General features: G+C 67.6%; 16 protein-coding genes, 1 rRNA gene and 2 riboswitches. Of the genes, 12 read left to right on the top strand and 5 right to left on the bottom strand.

Going from position 1 to position 18,530, the window contains the following annotated elements:
• Positions 1-66 precede the first annotated feature (66 nt).
• The 7 genes from rrf to ACG97_RS14090 all read left to right on the top strand — a co-directional run bounded on the left by rrf (position 67) and on the right by ACG97_RS14090 (position 6,261).
• Positions 67-180, top strand: a 5S ribosomal RNA gene (gene rrf / locus ACG97_RS14120).
• Positions 181-345: 165 nt separating this feature from the next.
• Entirely contained in the window at positions 346-843 is a 498-nt protein-coding gene (rfaE2, locus tag ACG97_RS14115) for a D-glycero-beta-D-manno-heptose 1-phosphate adenylyltransferase (protein ID WP_047968016.1), read from the top strand.
• Entirely contained in the window at positions 840-1,805 is a 966-nt protein-coding gene (locus ACG97_RS14110; protein WP_047968013.1) for a biotin--[acetyl-CoA-carboxylase] ligase, read from the top strand. The genes rfaE2 and ACG97_RS14110 overlap by 4 nt, the downstream gene beginning before the upstream one ends.
• Before the next feature lie 78 nt (positions 1,806-1,883).
• Positions 1,884-2,519: a type III pantothenate kinase gene (locus ACG97_RS14105; protein ID WP_238377344.1), complete on the top strand. Its 636-nt coding sequence runs from the start codon at positions 1,884-1,886 to the stop codon at positions 2,517-2,519.
• Positions 2,516-3,346: an SPOR domain-containing protein gene (locus ACG97_RS14100; protein ID WP_047968012.1), complete on the top strand. Its 831-nt coding sequence runs from the start codon at positions 2,516-2,518 to the stop codon at positions 3,344-3,346. The genes ACG97_RS14105 and ACG97_RS14100 overlap by 4 nt, the downstream gene beginning before the upstream one ends.
• Positions 3,347-3,395: 49 nt before the next feature.
• On the top strand, positions 3,396-4,202 hold the full coding sequence (locus ACG97_RS14095; protein WP_047968011.1) for a YoaK family protein: 807 nt from the start codon (positions 3,396-3,398) through the stop codon (positions 4,200-4,202).
• A 97-nt stretch (positions 4,203-4,299) separates the two neighbouring features.
• Positions 4,300-6,261 (top strand): PhoX family phosphatase, encoded by a 1,962-nt coding sequence (locus tag ACG97_RS14090; RefSeq protein ID WP_047968010.1) that lies wholly within the window; start codon positions 4,300-4,302, stop codon positions 6,259-6,261.
• A gap of 127 nt (positions 6,262-6,388) precedes the next feature.
• Here ACG97_RS14090 and ACG97_RS14085 read toward each other — a convergent pair whose 3' ends face one another.
• The gene (locus ACG97_RS14085; protein ID WP_053068188.1) at positions 6,389-7,417 is read right to left on the bottom strand and encodes a M48 family metallopeptidase; all 1,029 of its coding nucleotides are present in this window, start codon (positions 7,415-7,417) and stop codon (positions 6,389-6,391) included.
• Entirely contained in the window at positions 7,411-8,517 is a 1,107-nt protein-coding gene (locus ACG97_RS17005; RefSeq protein ID WP_053068187.1) for a YjgN family protein, read from the bottom strand. The genes ACG97_RS14085 and ACG97_RS17005 overlap by 7 nt, the downstream gene beginning before the upstream one ends.
• 176 nt (positions 8,518-8,693) lie before the next feature.
• Here ACG97_RS17005 and speB point away from each other — a divergent pair, with 176 nt between their 5' ends.
• Complete coding sequence (gene speB, locus ACG97_RS14075; RefSeq protein WP_047968009.1) at positions 8,694-9,662, top strand: agmatinase; 969 nt, start codon at positions 8,694-8,696, stop codon at positions 9,660-9,662.
• Between the two features lie 85 nt (positions 9,663-9,747).
• Here speB and ACG97_RS14070 read toward each other — a convergent pair whose 3' ends face one another.
• From ACG97_RS14070 to cobT, 3 genes are all read right to left on the bottom strand, one after another.
• Positions 9,748-10,560: an adenosylcobinamide-GDP ribazoletransferase gene (locus tag ACG97_RS14070; RefSeq protein WP_047968008.1), complete on the bottom strand. Its 813-nt coding sequence runs from the start codon at positions 10,558-10,560 to the stop codon at positions 9,748-9,750.
• Between the two features lie 64 nt (positions 10,561-10,624).
• Complete coding sequence (locus ACG97_RS14065; RefSeq protein WP_047968007.1) at positions 10,625-11,233, bottom strand: histidine phosphatase family protein; 609 nt, start codon at positions 11,231-11,233, stop codon at positions 10,625-10,627.
• Positions 11,230-12,270: a nicotinate-nucleotide--dimethylbenzimidazole phosphoribosyltransferase gene (cobT, locus tag ACG97_RS14060; protein WP_047968006.1), complete on the bottom strand. Its 1,041-nt coding sequence runs from the start codon at positions 12,268-12,270 to the stop codon at positions 11,230-11,232. The genes ACG97_RS14065 and cobT overlap by 4 nt, the downstream gene beginning before the upstream one ends.
• 117 nt (positions 12,271-12,387) lie before the next feature.
• Positions 12,388-12,597, top strand: a riboswitch (cobalamin riboswitch).
• 115 nt (positions 12,598-12,712) lie between these two features.
• Here cobT and ACG97_RS14055 point away from each other — a divergent pair.
• The 4 genes from ACG97_RS14055 to ACG97_RS14040 all read left to right on the top strand — a co-directional run bounded on the left by ACG97_RS14055 (position 12,713) and on the right by ACG97_RS14040 (position 18,504).
• Positions 12,713-14,686, top strand: coding sequence for a TonB-dependent receptor (locus ACG97_RS14055; protein ID WP_047968005.1), 1,974 nt, complete (start codon positions 12,713-12,715; stop codon positions 14,684-14,686).
• 153 nt (positions 14,687-14,839) lie between these two features.
• Positions 14,840-15,050: riboswitch (cobalamin riboswitch) on the top strand.
• 125 nt (positions 15,051-15,175) lie between these two features.
• Positions 15,176-17,017 carry a TonB-dependent receptor domain-containing protein gene (locus tag ACG97_RS14050; RefSeq protein ID WP_047968004.1) on the top strand — a complete coding sequence of 614 codons (1,842 nt, stop codon included), beginning with the start codon at positions 15,176-15,178 and terminating at the stop codon, positions 17,015-17,017.
• Between the two features lie 87 nt (positions 17,018-17,104).
• Positions 17,105-17,638 carry a bifunctional adenosylcobinamide kinase/adenosylcobinamide-phosphate guanylyltransferase gene (gene cobU / locus ACG97_RS14045; RefSeq protein WP_047968003.1) on the top strand — a complete coding sequence of 178 codons (534 nt, stop codon included), beginning with the start codon at positions 17,105-17,107 and terminating at the stop codon, positions 17,636-17,638.
• Complete coding sequence (locus tag ACG97_RS14040) at positions 17,635-18,504, top strand: cobalamin-binding protein (protein ID WP_047968002.1); 870 nt, start codon at positions 17,635-17,637, stop codon at positions 18,502-18,504. The genes cobU and ACG97_RS14040 overlap by 4 nt, the downstream gene beginning before the upstream one ends.
• Positions 18,505-18,530 lie beyond the last annotated feature (26 nt).

Genomic DNA, 18,530 nt, shown 5'->3' with positions numbered 1-18,530 from the left:
CAGATGCCCTGACCTGATGGTCAGGGCATTGGTTTACCCGCCGAATGCCGGTAAACGACCAGTTTTTCTGGTGACCATAGCGAAGTAGTACCACGCCTTCCCATTCCGAACAGGACCGTGAAATACTTTAGCGCCGATGATAGTGCCCATTGCGGGTGTGAAAGTAGGACATTGCCAGAGCCCCATTAGCGCTGCGGAACATTCCGCGGCGCACAAAAAAGCCCAGACCCTGTGTCTGGGCTTTTTGCATGGCATTGGCACTGCGGCAAGCGTGGCGGCAATGGTATCCTTGCCGCTTATCGTATGGTGGGCCGCGTGTCGTCGTGGCCGCAGCAAAGGAACCGCATGGCTTACCCGACTCCCCAGTTTGAAGAAAAAATCTGTCCCGCCGAGCAACTGGACGCAAGGTTGGCCGCACTGCCGCGCCCGATCGTGTTTACCAATGGCTGTTTCGACATCCTGCACCGCGGCCATGTGACCTATCTGGCGCAGGCGCGCGCGCTGGGCGGAAGCCTGATCGTGGGGCTGAATAGCGATGCCTCGGTGAAGCGGCTGGGCAAGGGTGACGACCGCCCGATCAACAACGAGCTGAACCGCGCTGCGGTGCTGGCGGCACTGGAAAGCGTCAGCCTGGTGACCTGGTTCGACAGCGACACCCCGGCCGAGCTGATCGAATTGGTACAGCCGGATGTGCTGGTCAAGGGCGGCGACTGGACGGTGGACAAGATCGTTGGCAGCGCCGAAACGCTGGCCCGTGGCGGCGAGGTGCACTCCATTCCCTTCCTGTTCGATACCTCGACCACCGCCACCATCAAGAAAATCCGGACCGTGGACGGCCAATGAAAGACCTGGCGTTTTCGGTGTTGCGCACCTTGGCCGACGGCCGTTTCCACTCCGGCGAGGCGATGGCGCAGCAGCTCGGCTGTTCGCGCACTCTGGTGTGGCAGGCAGTGCATCATCTGGAGAACGAATTCGGCCTGACCGTGTTCAGCGTGCGCGGCCAGGGTTACCGCCTGCCGGCACCGTTCTCGCTGCTGGAGGTAGCTGCGGTGCGCGCCGGGTTGGACGAGCGTGCGGCCAACGTGTTCACGCTGGCGCTGGCCGACGAGATCGACTCCTCCAATACCCAGCTCACCACGCGTGCGGCGCAGGGCGCGCCGCACGGCCTGGTGCTGGCGGCAGAGCGGCAGACCGCCGGTCGCGGCCGGCTGGGGCGGCGCTGGCAGATGCGGCTTGGTGCCGGGCTGACGTTTTCCTTGCTGTGGCGCTTTGATCGCGGCCTGTCCGGTCTGGCCGGGCTGTCGCTGGTGGTCGGCATTGCCATCGTGCGCGCCTTGCGCGAATTCGGCGTGCCGGTGGCGCTGAAATGGCCGAACGACGTGCTGCTCGACGGCCGCAAGCTGGCCGGCATCCTGATCGAATTGTCCGGCGATGCGCTGGGACCGGCGGCAGTGGTGATCGGCATCGGCCTCAACGTGGCGGCGCCGGGCGAGGTGGACCAGCCGGTGGCCAATCTCGCCGATGCCGGTTGCAAGGTTGGCCGCAATGCACTGCTGGCGGCGCTGCTCAACCAGCTGGCACAGGTGCTGAGCCAGTTCGATCGTGACGGTTTTGCCGCCTTCCGCGACGAGTGGCACCAGCTGGCGGCCTTCATCGGCCAGCCGGTGCGCCTCAGCTTCAGTCATGGCGAGCCAGCCGACGGTGTCGCCGTCGGCGTCGACGACAGCGGGGCGCTGCTGGTCGACGGCGCCGCCGGCCGCCGCGTGTTCCATGTCGGCGAAGTCAGCCTGCGAGCGGCGCCATGAAGCTGCTGATCGACGCCGGCAACACCCGCGTTCAAGTGGGCGCTGTGGGACGGCAGGCAGCTGCAGCTGCAGGGCGCGGTGGCGCACGCCGACATCGCCACCCTGGCCGCGCCGTGGGCGGCGCTGCCGCTAAGCGCGGTGCTGGCCGCCAGCGTGGCGCACGATGCGGTGCGGCAGGCGATCGAGGCGGCGGCGCCGCTGCCGGTGCAGTGGCAGCGCGCGCAGGCGGCGGCGTTCGGGGTGCGCAATCACTACCGCAATGTGGCGGAGCAGGGCGCCGACCGCTGGCTGGCGGTGCTGGGCGCGCGCCAGCGCTATCCGGCACAGGACGTGGTAATCGCCAGTGCCGGCACCGCGCTGACGGTGGAGGCGCTGACCGCCGAGGGCGACTACCTCGGCGGCCTGATCCTGCCCGGCTACCGGCTGATGCTGGCCAGCCTGGCGCAGAATACCGCCAATCTCGACCGGGCCGCCGGCCTGGCCTGCGCCTTCCCGCAGGGTACCGAGGATGCGCTGGCCTCCGGCACCATCGACGCGCTGTGCGGCGCCATCCAGCGCCTGCAGCAAAGGTTGGCCGCACGCACCGGCCGGTCGCCGCTGCTGCTGCTCACCGGCGGCGATGCCGCTTTGTTGCAGCCGCACCTCCCGCCGGACACGCGGATGGTGGATAATCTCGTCATCTATGGATTAGCAAGCGTGGCAGACGGCTCATGAAGTGGTTTCTCGTAATCGTGGTGGTACTGAACGTGCTGGTCGGCCTCTATGGTGTGCTGAAGCAGAAACCGGCCGCCGACATCGGCGCGCAGGACATCAATGCGGCACAGCTGACCATCCTGCCGGCCAGCTGGAGTCCGGCGTCCGCGCCGCTGGTGCAGCCGGAAGCCAGCGCCGTCACCGCGCTGCCCGACAATCTCGACGCCAGCGTCGCTACCCCGGCGGCGGCACTGCCGGCAACCCTCGCCAGCCAGCCAGCCGTACAGAAGCCGGTCATGCCGAAGCCGGCGGCACCGCTCAAGACCGACACGCCGACCGTGGCCAAGGTTGAGCTCACGCCGGCGGCCAAACCGGTCGCGGCCGGGCAGTGCCTGGCGTGGGGCGCGCTGGACGCCAAGCAGTTGGCACGGGTGCAGGGCGGGCTGCCGGCGCTGAAGCTGGCCACCGCGCCGCAAAGCAGCGTCAAGGAAGAAGCGCGCGGCTCCGGCCGGGTGTGGGTGTTCTACCCGCCGCTGGCGACCAAGGCGGAAACGCAGACGCTGGTGGCGGAGCTGAAAGGCAAGGGTTTCGACAGCTACATCGTCAAGACCGAGGGCGAGTTCAGCGGCCACCTGTCGTTGGGCCTGTTCTCGAAAGAGGCGGCTGCGCAGGCACTGGTCATGCGGCTGAAGGCCGCCGGCTACGACAAGGCCAGGGTCGATGCCCGCAGCGAACGCAGCCAGCTCACCACCCTCAGCTTCCGCGCGCTGGACGCGGCCCAGGCCGACAAGCTGCGTGCGCTGCAGCAGCGGCTGTTGCCCGGCATCCCGCTGCGCGCCTGCAGCTGATCGCGAACCCGAGGCAGACCGTGCGGTCTGCCTTTTTCTTTGGCCCGCCATGCATCGACAACACTTTTCCCGGCTGCTGGACCAGCGCGTTGCCACCCGCAGCCTGTACCGCGAGCCGCTGACCTGGTTGCTGGGCGGCGCGATGGCCTTCATCGCCGGCGCGCTCAATGCCGGCGGCTTTCTCGCGGTGCAGCGCTACACCTCGCACGTGTCCGGCGTGGTGTCGTCGATGGCGGACAATCTGGTATTGGGCGACGTGTCGGCAACGTTGGCCGCACTGGCCGCGCTGCTGGCCTTCATCGCCGGCGCCGCCCACGCCGCGTGGCTGATCAACTGGGCGCGGCGGCAGCGCCTGCGCAGCGGCTACGGCGTGTCGCTGATCGAGGAGTCGTTGCTGCTGCTGCTGTTCGGCGTGTCCGGCGCCGCGCTGGCGATCGCACCCGCGTTCTTCGCGCCGCCTATCGTGCTGCTGCTGTGCTTCATCATGGGCATGCACAACACCATCGTCACCAAGCTGTCCGGCGGCCTGCTGCGCTCCACCCATATGACCGGCATCGCCACCGACATAGGCATCGAGCTGGCCCGCGCCAGCTATTTCAACCGCGACCGCAGCAGCAAGGTGGCGCAGGTGCACGCCAACCGCGAGCGGCTGCAGATCTACCTGCTGATCCTCGGCGCCTTCTTCGTCGGCGGCCTGGTCGGCGCACTCGGCTTCAGCTACCTCGGCTACGGCTTCAGCGTGCCGCTGGCGCTGTTCCTGTTCGTGCTCGGCCTGCGCCCGCTGTGGTACGACCTGCGTCTGCGCTGGCGCTGGTGGCGGCACAGTCGCAGCGCCGTGCCGCGTGAAAAGACATGAATCTGTCATCTAAGTGACATGGTTTCGTGATCTGGCTGTCACGGGACTGCCTTAAGGTAGGCGCGGTCAACAAACGCATGCCGCCACGAGGTTTATCATGTCCGACAGCTACAAATACAAACAATACGGTGTCGATGACACCTCCAACACCTGTGCCAACCCGGCGCTGTCCGAGGTGCTGGAAGCCCGCTTCTCCCGCCGCAGCCTGCTGCAGGGCACCGGTGCCCTCGGTGTGGCCGGCATGCTGTCGGGCAGCTTCGCCACCCTGGCCGAAGCCGCCAGCGTGCCGTTCGCCAAGAAGACGCCACTGCTGGGCTTCAAGTCGATCCCGTTCTCCAGCGATGACCGCGTGGTGGTGCCGGAAGGCTACAGCGCCGACGTGCTGTACGCCTGGGGCGACCCGGTCGGCATCAAGGGCAATATGCCGGCGTTCAAGCAGGACGCGTCCAACAGCGCCGCCGAGCAGGCGGTACAGGCCGGCATGCACCACGACGGCATGAGCTACTTCCCGCTGCCGCTGGCCGCGGCCGGCTCCAAGCACGGCCTGCTGGCGATGAACCACGAATACACCGACGACGGCCTGCTGCACGTCGACGGCATGAAAAAGTGGAATGCCGACAAGGTGCTGAAATCGCAGCACGCGCACGGCGTGTCGGTGATCGAGGTGGAAGACACCGGCAAGGGCTGGCGCGTGGTACGGCCGTCGAAATACGCGCGCCGCATCCATGCCAACACCCCGATCGCGATCAGTGGTCCGGCTCGCGGCCACAAGCTGATGCAGACCGAGGCCGACCCGAAGGGCGTGGAAATCCTCGGCACGCTGAACAACTGCGCCAACGGCCAGACGCCGTGGGGCACCTACCTCACCTGCGAAGAGAACTGGGACGGCTACTTCGTCAACGACTCCGGCACCCTGTCCGCCAACGAGAAGCGCTACGGCATCAACAACAAGGGCGCCGGCTACAACTGGGCGGTGGAAGACTTCCGCTTCGACCTGCAGCTGAACCCGAACGAAGCCAACCGCTTCGGCTGGGTGGTGGAGATCGACCCCTTCGACGCCAGCGCCAAGCCGGTGAAGCACACCGCGCTCGGCCGCTTCAAGCATGAAGGCGCCACCGTCACCATCGCCCCGTCCGGCCATGCCGTGGTGTACATGGGCGACGACCAGCGCTTCGAATACATCTACAAGTTCGTGTCCAGGAACAAGTACAACGCCAAGAACCGCAAGGCCAATATGGGCCTGCTGTCGGAAGGCACGCTGTACGTGGCGCGCTTCAATGCCGACGGCGCCGGCGAGTGGCTGCCGCTGGTGCACGGCCAGAACGGGCTGACCGCCGAGAACGGCTTTGCCGACCAGGGCGAAGTGGTGATCATGGCGCGCCTGGCCGCCGACAAGGTCGGCGCCACCAAGATGGACCGTCCGGAATGGATCGCGGTCGATCCGCGTCGTCCGGGCAGTGTGTACTGCACGCTGACCAACAACAGCGACCGCGGCAAGGACGGCAAGCCGGGGGCCGATGCGGCCAACCCGCGCAACGGCAACCTGTTCGGCCACATCCTGCACTGGCAGGAAAACGGTAGCGATGCCGCCGCCCTGGGCTTCAAGTGGGACATCTTCGTGCTGGCCGGCCGTCCCGACGCGGCCAAGCCGGAACATGTCGGCAACATCAAGGGTGACGCCTTCGGCAGCCCGGACGGCCTGAAATTCGACCACAACGGCGTGTTGTGGGTACAGACCGACGTGTCCACCTCCACGGTGAACATGAAGGAATACCAGGACATGGGCAATAACCAGATGGTGGCGGTGGTGCCGGAAACCGGCGAATTCCGCCGCTTCCTGGTCGGCCCGAAAGGCTGCGAGATCACCGGCCTGGCGTTCACCCCGGACATGAAGACCATGTTCGTCAACATCCAGCACCCGGGCGAGCCGGATTCCGAGCGCAACGACCCGGCCAAGCCGACCGCGATTTCGCGCTGGCCGGACGGCGCCAACGCCGGCCGTCCGCGTGCCGGCACGGTGGTGGTGCGCAAGCTGAACGGCGGCGTGATCGGCAGCTAAACCGCTGGCACCGCCGCGAAGGACAACAGCCCCGCGACTGCGGGGCTGTTTTTTTGCGGCCAACGTTGGCCGCAGCGCTGCCGGCGAGGTGTCATCCCCGTCAGCCTGCCCGCCAGGCGCGGGGCGTTCAGTCCGGCAGCGGCGGGCAGCGCACACCGTCCGGCTGGCTGCGCGCGGCGGTGTCCGGATGGCTGGCAAACCAGCTGCCGGGGCTGTTTTCGTCGGCGGCGGCCTGCGGGTGGGTGGCGGCTTCGATGCGTTGCAGGCTGTAACCCAGCAGGCACGGTGACAGGCCGTGTGCCCGCAGGCGGGCGTAGGCAAAGCGGTCGGCTTCGCGCTCGTGGGCGCGCGAATAGTCGGCATTGGCCAGCGAGACCGGCAGCACCAGCAGCGCGCTGCTGGCATCGCCGGTGATCAGGCTCAGCGCTAGCAGCAGGCCGGACGATTGCAGCGCGCTGCGCAGGCCGTGCCGCGCTTCGACGTGCCCTGCCTCGTGCGCGAGGATGGCCAGCAGCTCGTCATTGCGCTGGATCAGCGCCAGCAACTGGTCGGTGACGACGATCGTGCCGCCGGGCAGGGCAAAGGCATTGGGGCCGATGACCGCCGCGTCGCGCAGCAGCAGGCGGTAGCGGTAGCGGCTGTCGGGCAGCAGCGCCTGCAGTTGTTGCTGCAGCCGCGCACGCCGTGCCTCGCCGTGGCGGCTGGGGCCGATGGCACCGCTCTGATCCAGCCACTGCAGGGTGCTGTCCGCCAGCGCCTGCTCGACCGTTACCGGCACCAGCGGCGCCAGCGCCCCGGCGGCCAGCGGCAGCAGATGGCGGTAGCCCAGCCACAGGGCCGCGATGGCCAGCAGTGCCAGCCCGGCCAGCGCGCGCCAGCTTTGTTGCAGCCAGTGGCCGCTGCGGTCGCCCCAGGACAGCCCGCCGATCAGGCGGCGGATGGCGATGCGGTCGGCTACCTCCAGCGTGCTGCCATCCGGCAGCTGCAGCGTGTCCGGCAGATCGGCGACGCCGGCTTCCAGCCGGATATCGGCCAGGCGATAGCGGTATTGCCGGCCATCGCGCAGCAGCAACAGCTCGTCGTCGATGCGGCCAACGTTGGCCGCCTGCGCCTGCGGCGTTTTGCCGTCGCGCCATAAGGCCTTGATCGTCACCATCCCAGATCCAGCGCCATCAGCTCGGCCAGTTCGTCGCCACGGGCGTCGTCCAGCTGGTTAAGCGGGGTGTGCAGCGGCAGTGCCGACATATCGCTGCTGCTGAGCAGGGACATCGACTGCAGCTGAAGGCGGAGGGTACGGATGCGTATCCACGGCCAGGCCAGTCCCAGGCTGAGCAACAGGGCCAGCGTATTGGAAAAGTGCAGCCCCAGCATCTGGCGGCTGGGCAGCGACCAGACCAGGCGCGCTTCCAGTGTCACCAGCTGCAGCGAGGTGTGGTTGATCAGCACGCGACTGATCGCCATGCGCGCATAGCCCAGTGTGGCCATCGTCCACAGCGCCGCCAGCATGGCGAAGAAGACGATGTCCAGTTGCGTCAGCGTCGCCCGGCCAAACTGCACGGCAATGCCGTGCGCGAAACCGCTGAGCGTGGCCACCTGCCAGATGATCCCTCCGATAATGCCGGCTCCCAGCAGATAGCAGACTGCGGCCAACGTGCTCCCCAGCGCCGCGCGATAGAGCGCGCCGGCGCAGGGCTGCAGCTGCAGCTTGGCCTGTCCCAGCGTGCTATGTCCGGCGATAAAACGCTGCTTGATCTGCGTCGCCCACGGCCACGCCAGACCGAGGCTCAGGATCAGCAGCGCCCAGCTTTTGGCAAAGGCTTTATAGCTGTCGGCGCTGCTGCCGCTAAAACGGAAGCGCATCTGGTTCCAGCTGGTGTTGGCCAGCCGGAAACGCAGCGCCTGCACCCCGAGCCACGGCGCGGCGGCAATGGCGAGCAGCGCGATGGCCGCGTGCAGCAGCGGCAGGCTTTCGGAAAACGTCCACGCCGCCAGCGCCAGCAGCATGATGAGGCGGCCCTTCAGGATGGCGATCGGCTTGCCGTGGTAATCAAAGCGCCCGCCATCCAGCGTGGTGTGGCCGAGCAGGTATTTCTGGGTGCGGACTTTCGCCCACGCCGAGTAAATCCCCAGCGTGACGATGGTGAGCACCACATTGACCAGCCACAGCCGGTAGTACGCGCGCGTGGTGGCGGTGAAGGCAAACGGCAGCACGTATTTGCCGCCTGGCGGGGCTGGATGATGATCGCGTTGATTCATTGAGAACGTCTCTCGCTAAGTAGTTAATTCCACGGCAAAACTTGCTCTGTCTCCAGACAAGCGGCACACTGCGCGCTGCGCACCGCGGGGTGCGCCAGCCTCAAACCGTCGGCTGTACAGATGGACGGTAATCGTCGTGGCGCGTCGCCGCGGCGTGCTCTTCTTGCGGAGCGAACATGTCTGACGATCAAATCAAGGGCGACGGCGCCATTCGCCGCCAGAGCCTGTACGGCTCCTCCATCGAAAATACCTACGCCGGCGTGCTGTCCTTCATGCGCCGCAACTACACGCGCAACCTCGACGGCGTCGATGTGGCGGTGTCCGGCATTCCGCTGGACCTGTCGGTGACCTACCGTTCCGGCGCGCGCCAGGGGCCGCAGGCGATCCGTGCCGCCAGCGTGCAGCTGGCCGAGCTGAAGCCCTACCCGTGGGGCTTCGACCCGTTCGACGACCTGGCGGTGATCGACTACGGCGACTGCTGGTTCGACGCGCACAACCCGCTGACCATCAAGCCGTCCATCATCGAACACGCGCGCACCATCCTCGCCTCCGGCGCCAAGATGCTGACCTTCGGCGGCGACCACTTCGTCACCTACCCGCTGTTGATCGCGCACGCCGAGAATTATGGTAAGCCATTGGCATTATTGCACTTCGACGCGCACTGCGATACCTGGCCCGACGACGAGCCGGATTCGCTCAACCACGGCACCATGTTCTACAAGGCGGTGAAGGAAGGTCTGATCGATCCGGCCAAGTCGGTACAGGTCGGCATCCGCACCTGGAACGACGATTTCATGGGCCTCAACGTGCTGGGCGCGCCGTGGGTGCACGACAACGGCGTCGATGCCACCATCGCCGAGATCAAGAAAACCATCGGCGACGCCCCGGTGTACGTCACCTTCGACATCGACTGTCTCGACCCGGCGTTTGCACCGGGCACCGGCACCCCGGTACCGGGCGGCCTCACCACCGCGCAGGCGCTGAAGATCATCCGCAACCTGGGCGACCTCAACATCGTCGGCATGGACGTGGTGGAAGTGGCGCCGAGCTACGACCAGAGCGAAATCACCGCCATCGCCGCCGCGCACATCGCCTGTGACATGCTGTGCCTGATGCGCAACAAGAAGGTGGCCGGCACGCTGTAAGCCATCCGCCTGCGGCCAACGTTGGCCGCAAACACAAAACCGCGCCGGGTGCAGACAGGGCGCGGTTTTTTCATGGGGGGCCGGTTCAGTGTGGGACGAGCAACAGCAGCAACAGCAGGCTTTCGCACAGCTCGATGCCGGCGCCGAGGCAATCGCCGGTCATGCCGCCCAGTTTCTTTTTTAGGTATGTCCACCACCACAGCCCGGCCAGCGGTGCCAGCAGCAGCGGCGGCGCCAGCCACCACGAAGCGGTCGCCAGCAGCGCGGCGCTCAGCCAGAACGACGGCCAGTGCGTGCGCCAGGCGAAGCGCTCGCCGCTGCCGGCGGCGAGGCTGGGCAGCGTCGCCGACCACGCCACGGTAAACAGCCGCGCCCACGCCGGCACCAGCAGCAGCGGTGCCAGCTTGGCGGCCAGTATGGGTAGCCCGGACAGGTAGCCCGGGTAAGCCGCAGGTGCATCCGGGGAATAAAGCGCACCCTGGGAAAACCCCGCCTCCGCCAGCGAGAACTTCAGCAGCAGCATCAGCAGCACCAGCTTGGCGATCAGCTGCATCGCCATGCTCATCACGCCGAAGCTGCCCAGGTGCGGGTCCTTCAGCACTTCCAGAAAGCGCTCGCGCGAACGGTGTGCCGCGCCCTGCGCATCGGCGAGGTCGGCGAGGCCGTCCAGATGCAGGCCGCCGGTGACCCACAGCCAGGCCAGCAGGCCCAGCAGCGCGCCCAGCCACGGGTCGAGCAGGCTGCCGGCCAGCACGGCCAGCCACACCACGGCGCCGACCAGCAGGCCGACCGGCGCGAACCAGCGCGCGGCGTCGGCGAGCCACGCCGGGTCGAAGGTTTTCAATTGCGGCGTGGGCAGGCGGGTGAGGAACTGCACGGCGAGGATCAGTGAGCGCATGGTCGGGGCGTCGAGGAGGGAGCGTTGTGGGTAACTTCCGGAAACCGGCGTGGCTGTGGATAACTCAGTGGCCGCCGTGATCCGGCGCTTCCAGCCGCGTGAGGTAGGCCGGATGGCCCTCCAGCATCGACAGCTGCGCGAAGCCGCCGCGCTGCACCGCCATCAGCCGTGCCACGTTGAAGTCGGTGCCCAGCAGCTCGGCCAGCAGCACGTTGATCACGCCGCCGTGGCTGACCAGCACGCGGTGGCTGCCGCGCGCCTGCTGCATCCAGTCGGCGAAGCCGGTCAGCACCCGGGTACGGAACTGCTCGAACGATTCGCCGCCCTCCGGCGTCAGCAGCCCGCGCGCCAGCAGCGTCTGCCAGTCCGGCGTGGTGGCGGCGATGTCGGCCAGCGGCCGGTTTTCCCAGGCGCCGAAGTGGCACTCGGCCAGCAGCGGTGCCACCTGCAGCGGTACGCCGCAGGCCAGCGCCTGTTGCACCGCGAATTCGCGACAGCGCAGCAGCGGCGAGGTGGCCATGCTGGTCACCGGCGCGTGACGCACGATGCGCTGCCAGCTGGCGGCCAAGTCGGCGGCGCCGCGTTCGGTCAGCGGCAGGTCGGTGTGACCGATCAGCCGCCCCTGGTGGTCGATGTCGCCGTGGCGCAGCAGGGTGAGGGTGTAGGGATTCATGCCGGCTCCGACTTGCCGGCGACGCCGGCCTCGGCAAAGGTGGCCATGCCGGCGTGCAGCGCGATCGCCTGTTGCAGCAGCGGGATCACCGTCGCCGCGCCGGAGCCTTCGCCGAGGCGGAAACCGAGGTCAAGCAGCGGCGTCAGCCCCAGGGCCGCCAGTGCCAGCTGGTGGCCGGTTTCCTGCGAGCAGTGGCTGGCGATGAACCACGGCGTGATCGCCGTGTCGATGGCCTGCGCCGCCAGCGCGGCGGCGGTGCTGATGAAACCATCCAGCAGCAGCGGCACGCCCTGCGCCGCGCCTTCCAGATAGAAGCCGGCGATGGCGGCGATTTCCAGTCCGCCCAGCTCGGCCAGCAACGCGCGGCCGTCCAGCTTGGCCGCCGCCACGCGCGCCAGCGCGTCGGCCACCACCTGCCGCTTCAGCGCCAGGCCGGCGTCGTCGACACCGGTGCCGCGCCCGACGATGCTGTCCACGCTGTGGCCGGTCAGGCGGCAGATCAGCGCCGCCGACGGCGTGGTGTTGCCGATGCCCATGTCGCCGGCGATCAGCAGCGTCGCGCCGCTGGCGATGGCACGCCGTGCCGCGTCGCGGCCAACCTCCAGTGCCTGCTGCACCTCGGCGGCGCTCAGTGCCGCCTCGCGGCGGATATTGCCGCTGCCGGCGCGCACCTTGGCGTGCACGATGGGCAGGCCGTCGAGACTGGCCGCCACGCCGGCGTCGACCACTTCCAGCCGTGCCTGGTTGACGCGCGCCAGTACGCTGATCGCCGCGCCGCCGTGCACGAAATTGGCCACCATCGCGCCGGTCACCGCCTGCGGATAGGCTGACACCCCCTCGGCGCAGACGCCGTGATCGCCGGCAAACACGGTGATCGCCGGCGACAGCGGTAGCGGCACCTCGCGTCCCTGCAGCGCGGCCAGCTGGCAGGCCAGGCTTTCCAGCTGGCCGAGGCTGCCGGCGGGTTTGGTCAGCTGTTGCTGGCGGGCCTGGGCGGCGGCGAGGGCGGACAAATCTGGGTGGGGAATGCGCGACATGATGGCTCCTGACAACGAATGGGGCAGACCTTACGGCAGGGCCGCCCATGCTGGCAACCGTCTTGAGCAGGAATAAGCTAATTGCCGCCGCGGCGGGATTTGTGCGGCGCACACGGGTATAATTGCGCCCCTGCAGGTGTCCGGCCTGTCAATGACAAGGCCGGGTGAAACGGGAAGCCGGTGACAATCCGGCGCTGCCCCCGCAACGGTAAGGCCTGATCGCGCGCCGCGCGATCCAGGAGCAACAACCGCCACTGTCCATCAGGACGGGAAGGCGTTGCCCCGCAAGGCCGAGCCCGGAGACCGGCCTGCAATGGACGCGGCGGAATCGCGTCTAGCTGGAGCATCGCGGGGAGGCGATCTGACAGAACGTTGGCCGCAACGGCCGGTGTATGTCCTTATTTCTCCGCACTCCCTTTATCTCATCCCGGAGTGTGTATTCATGTTCAACAACAAACCCCTGGCCGCGCTGGTCGCGCTGGCCTGTAGCCCGCTGGCGCTGGCCGCGACCCCCGTGACCCAGCTGGATGAAGTGGTGGTCACCGCCAGCCGCAGCCCGGACAAGGTCAGCGACCTGCCGGTCAACGTGTCGGTTATTACCGCCGCCGACATTGCCAACAGCACCGCGCGCACGGTGCAGGACCTGTTGTCGACGCTGGCTGGTGTACACGTGTTCAACAACACCGGCTCCGCCGACAGCGCGATGGTCGACCTGCGCGGCTTCGGCATGACCGGCATCAGCAACACGCTGATCCTGATCGACGGCGTCAAGCAGAACACCAATGATCTGCTCGCGCCGAACCTGGGCGTGGTGCCGCTGAGCGAGATCGAGCGCATCGAGGTGGTACGCGGCAGCGGCGCGGTGGCCTACGGCGGCGGCGCTACCGGTGGCGTGGTCAACATCATCACCCGCAGCGGTTTCAAGGCCGCCAACGGCGTGCAGGCCACGCTGACTGCCGGCAGCTACAACCTGAAAAAGCTGGATCTGTCCGGCCACCTCAGCGGCCAGCAGGTGGCGCTGGATGCCTTTGTGAAGTCGCTGAGCAGCGACAATTACCGTGCCAACAGTGCCGAGCGCAACGACAGCGCCGGCCTGACGGCCACCGTGCGCCACCAGGGCGGCGACGTGCGCCTCTATGCGCGCAGCAGCAACCAGGACTTGCGCATGCCGGGTGCCCGTAGCGTCAACCCGGCTACCGGCGTCGACGAGTTCGGCAATGATCCGCGCGGCACCAGCAAGCCGAACGACTACATGGACATCAAGACCGATGCCTTTGGCGTGCAGGCGCGCCAGTCGCTGGGCGAAGGCATGCTGTCGCTGGATGTGGCCACGCGCGCGAAGCAGTCGCAGTCCGAGGCTTCCGGCTGGCTGGAGCAGCGCGATCTGGACGAACAGTCGGCCAGTTTGCGTTACGAGCAGGAGCTGGGTCGTCACCGGCTGGTGTTCGGCGTCGATACGCTGCAGAGCGATATGGACGTGAATAACGGCAGCCCCGCGACGCTGTCGACCCGCATTCGCCAGCGCCATGTTGGCGGTTTTGCCGACGTGCTGCTACGTCCGCAGGCCGGGACTTCGATCAGTATCGGTGGTCGTACACAGCGTATCGAGGACAGCGCCGTCGATTTCACCGGTTTTGCCAATAGCTACCAGAGCAACAAGGAGCTGCACGCCTGGCAGCTGGGCGCCCGTCAGGCACTGACCGGCCAGCTGGAGGCGTATGCCAAGGTTGGCCGCAGCTTCCGTCTGGCCAATGCCGACGAGCAGGCTTATGTGTCCTCGCCATTGCTGCCGCAGACCTCGCAGGACAAGGAAATCGGCCTGGACTGGAAGCAGGGGGGGCAGGCGCTGCGCGCGGCGTGGTTCCGTTACGACCTGACCAATGAAATCCACTTCAACAAGCTGGTCGGTTTCTTTGGCAGCAACGTCAATCTGGCGCCGACCCGTCGTCAGGGCCTGGAGCTGGAAGGGCGCAGTCAGCTGGCGGCCAACCTGGAGCTGAACGGTAACCTGACCTGGCAGCAGGCGACCTTCCGTCAGGGTGCGGCGGGTGGCGTCGAGCTGGCCGGCAACGAGGTGCCGATGGTGCCGCAGCAGCTGGCCACGCTGGGCCTGAGCTGGCTGCCGCAGGAGGCCAGCCGCATCGGCCTGCAGCTGCAGTATGTCGGTAAGCAGCGGCTGGACAACGACCAGGCGAACCAGTTCGACAAGCAGCTGGATGCCTATACCGTGCTTAACGCCAAGTTCAGCCACCGCTATAGCAAGCAGCTGAGCGTGGCGCTGGACGTCAACAACCTGTTTGATCGCCGTTATGCTACTTACGGTATTCGCTCCGGCTCAACTGGCTCGACCGGCAAATACGATCTGTACCCGGCTGCCGGCCGCAACGTGCAGGCTTCGCTGACGGTCAACTACTAAGCCGTTCACGGCCGGCCGCCGCCCCGGTTGGCTAGATCCGCCCCTGTCGCCGCCCTCGTCGGGAGGCAACGGGGGCTTTTTCATGCCGTTACCCGCAGCGAAGGCTGGTGGCGGTAAATTGCAGCGGGGTACGTATTGTGCAGTGCACGCAGGTATAATCCCGCCCCTGCAGGTGTCCGGCGTGCCCCAAGCGCGCCGGGTGAAACTGGGAAGCCGGTGCAATTCCGGTGCTGCCCCCGCAACGGTAAGGTCTGGGCGCGCATGGCGCGCCCCAGGTGCAACACTCGCCACTGTCCCGCAGGGACGGGAAGGCGTTGCCCCGCATGACCAAGCCCGGAGACCGGCCTGCAACAGACGCGGCGGAATCGCGTCTTGCTGGAGCATCGCGGGGAGGCGAGCTGACAGTTCGCCTGCCGCAACGGCCGGCGCGCGTGTCTTTTGGTCCTGATTTCTCCGCACTCCCTTTTTCTCATCCCGGAGTGTGTATTCATGTTTGACAACAAAACCCTGGCCGCGCTGCTGGCGCTGGCCTCCGGCCATGCCGCCGTGGCCGCCAATCCCGTCACCACTGGCGAGACCGTGGTGGTCACCGCCACCCGCAGCGCGATCCCGCTCAGCCGCGTGCTGGCCGACGTTACCGTGCTCGGTCGCGAGGAAATCGAGCAATCCGGTAGCCTGAGCCTGCCGGAGCTGCTCAGCCGCCAGCCGGGGGTGGAAGCCTACAGCAACGGCGGCGAGGGCAAGTCCGCCACCCTGCTGCTGCGCGGCACCAAGGCCGATCACGTGCTGGTACTGGTCGACGGCATGCGCATCGCCTCGGTCACCACCGGTGCCACCGCGCTGGAACACCTGCCATTGGCGGCGATCGAAAAGATTGAGATCCTGCGCGGCCCGGCCTCCAGCCTGTATGGCGCCGACGCCATCGGCGGCGTGATCCAGATCTTCACCAAGCGCGGCGAAGGCGGGACGGCACTGAGCTTCCATGCCGGCATCGGTGCCGAACACAAGCGCAGCAGCGGCGCCGGGCTGTCCGGCAAGGCCGGCAACACTGCCTTCAACCTCGCGCTGGAGCACAACCGTACCGACGGCATTTCCTCGCGCAGCTTCCAGCCGGGCAAGTACAACCCCGACCGTGACGGCTATGAAAACACCACCTATCTCGCCAGCGTGCAGCACGAGCTGGCCGCCGGCCACAGCCTGGGGCTGAACCTGTACCAGACCGAGGCCAGCAGCGCCTACGACGCCACCGTCAACAAGGCGGACGAGTTGCGCACGCGCCTGCAGGGGCACAGCATCGAGCTGAAAAACCAGCTGCGGGCCAACTGGCAGAGTACCTTGCGCTACGCCGAGACCAATGACCGGCAGCACACCTTTACCAAGGGTAACTTCAGCAAGCCGTCCGCGATTGCCGCTACCCGCCAGCAGGAATGGCAGTGGCAGCACGACGTGCAGTGGCAGGGCGTCGGCCAGTTCAGCCTCGGCGCGGCGCGCACCGAGCAGCAGATCGAGACCCTGAGCAGCTTCAACGGCACCCGCCGCAACGTGGATTCGCTGTTCGCCGCCTACCAGGGCAGCTTCGGCGCGCACCGGCTGCAGGGCAGCCTGCGCCACGACGACAACTCGCAGTTCGGCGACAAGGCCACCGGCCAGCTTGGCTACGGCTATGCGCTGACACCGCAGTGGTTGCTCGGCGCCGCCTACGGCACCGCGTTCAAGGCACCGACCTTCAACCAGCTGTACTGGAGCGGCTCCGGCGCCAGCTATCACGGCAACCCGGCTCTGCGTCCGGAAGAGGCGCGCAACCGCGAGCTGTCGCTGAAGTGGCGGCAGCAGGGTGACTACTTCAGCGTGATCGTGTTCGATAACCGGATCGACAACCTGATCGCCAGCAAATCGGCGACCGACGGGCTGCAGGTCAATATCGACGAGGCGCGCATCACCGGCCAGACGCTGGAAGCCGGCCGCAGCTGGGGCGATTTCAGCCTCGCCGGCAGCATCACCTCGCAGCGGCCGCGCAGCCAGCCTTCCGGCAAGCTACTGGCACGCCACGCCAAGCTGTTCGGCGCGCTGACGGCCGGCTGGCAGTTGGACCGCACCCGCCTCAGCGCGGAATGGCGCGCCAGTGGCCGCCGCTACGACGATGCCGACAACAGCGCCGACAAGGTGCTGGGTGGCTACGGCGTGCTCAATCTCGGCGCCGACTACCAGCTCGACAAGCACTGGCAGCTGAACACGCGACTGAGCAACGTCGCCGACAAGGACTATCAGACGGTACAGAACTACAATCAGCCTCGCCGCGGCTGGTTCGTCGGCGTACGCTACGCCCAGTAAGCCCGTCGGGCGCCGCCCCGGTGTGTAACGCAACACGACTGCCCGCCAGCCGGGCAGGTCGTTTTTGATTTCCGGCAGGAGTTGAGCATGACCACGCATCTGATCACCGGCGGCGCCCGCAGCGGCAAGAGCCGTTATGCCGAGCAGCTGGCGCTGGCCCACGACGGGCCGGTGCTGTACGTCGCCACCGCCGAGCGGCGCGACGATGACAGCTTTGCCGCGCGCATCGCCCATCATCGCGAACGCCGTCCGGCGGCCTGGGGGCTGGTCGAGGTCGGGCCGGGGCTGGCGGCGGTGATCGCGGCGCAGGGGACGGCCGGCAGCCTGCTGCTGGTCGACTGTCTCGGCATGTGGCTGATGCGCTTTTTCGACGCCGACGGCCAGTTCCAAGCCGACACCTGGCAGCGCGAACGCGCCGCGCTGCTGGATTCCTTGGCCGCGACACCGGCCGCGGTGCTGCTGGTCAGCAACGAGATCGGCTGGGGCGTGGTGCCGCTCGGCGCCGAGACCCGCCACTTCGTCGACGAGCTGGGGCGGCTGAACCAGGACGTCGCCGCGCTGTGCCGGCGGGTGACGCTGGTGGCGTGCGGCCAACCTTTGCCGCTGAAGGCGCCGGCGTGAGGCGCTGGCCAGTCCTGGCGTTGCTGGCGGGCTGGGCGCTGCCGGCCGCCGCGCAGCTGTCGGTGACCGACGGGCTGGGGCAGACGGTGACGTTGCCGGCGCCGGCACGGCGCATCGTGGTGCTGGTGCCGCACGCGGTGGAGACGCTGTACACGATCGGCGCCGCGGCGCAGATCGTGGCGGTGGTCGAGTACAGCGACCACCCGCCGGCCGCCAGGCAGCTGCCGCGCGTCGGCAGTTACAGCGGCATCAGCCTGGAGGCGATCCTGCGCCTGCGCCCCGAGCTGGTGGTGGCCTGGCGCGATGGCAGCCATCCGCGCGAGCTGGCGCGGCTGCGTGCGCTGGGCATTCCGCTGTATATCAGTGCGCCGCAGAACGTGGCCGACATCGCCCGCGAGATGCGCGCGCTGGGGCGCCTCAGCGGCCAGCAGCGCGGCGCGGCGCAACAGGCGGCGCGCTTCGAGCAGCAATTTGCCAGCCTACGGCAGCGCTACGCGTCGGCGCGGCCGGTGGCGACCTTTGTGCAGGTCGGCGACACGCCCTTGTTCAGCGTCAGCCGCTTGAGTTTTGTCGATAGCCTGGTGCGGCTGTGCGGTGGCCGCAACGTGTTTGCCGATGCCGCGGTGCCGGCGCCGCAGGTCAGTGTCGAGGCGGTGCTGGCGCGCCGGCCGCAGCTGATCCTGGCGTTCGAGGAACGGCAGCTGGCGTACTGGCAACGTTGGCCGCAACTGCCGGCGGTGGCGCTGGGCAACCTGTCGCTGCTAACCGAGGACAGCATCAGCCGCCCCGGCCCGCGGCTGGCCGACGGCGCCCGCCAGCTGTGCCGCCAGATCGACGCCGCGCGGCAGCGTTTGCCGGCGGGCTGAGGCCGGCGCGGCCATTTCGCTGCGCC

Origin of the sequence: Vogesella sp. EB (assembly GCF_001037925.1) — a bacterium.
Classification (GTDB): Bacteria; Pseudomonadota; Gammaproteobacteria; order Burkholderiales; family Chromobacteriaceae; genus Vogesella; species Vogesella indigofera.
Note: the sequence above shows the minus strand (reverse complement) of the source record. Positions and strands in the feature narration are given on the sequence as shown.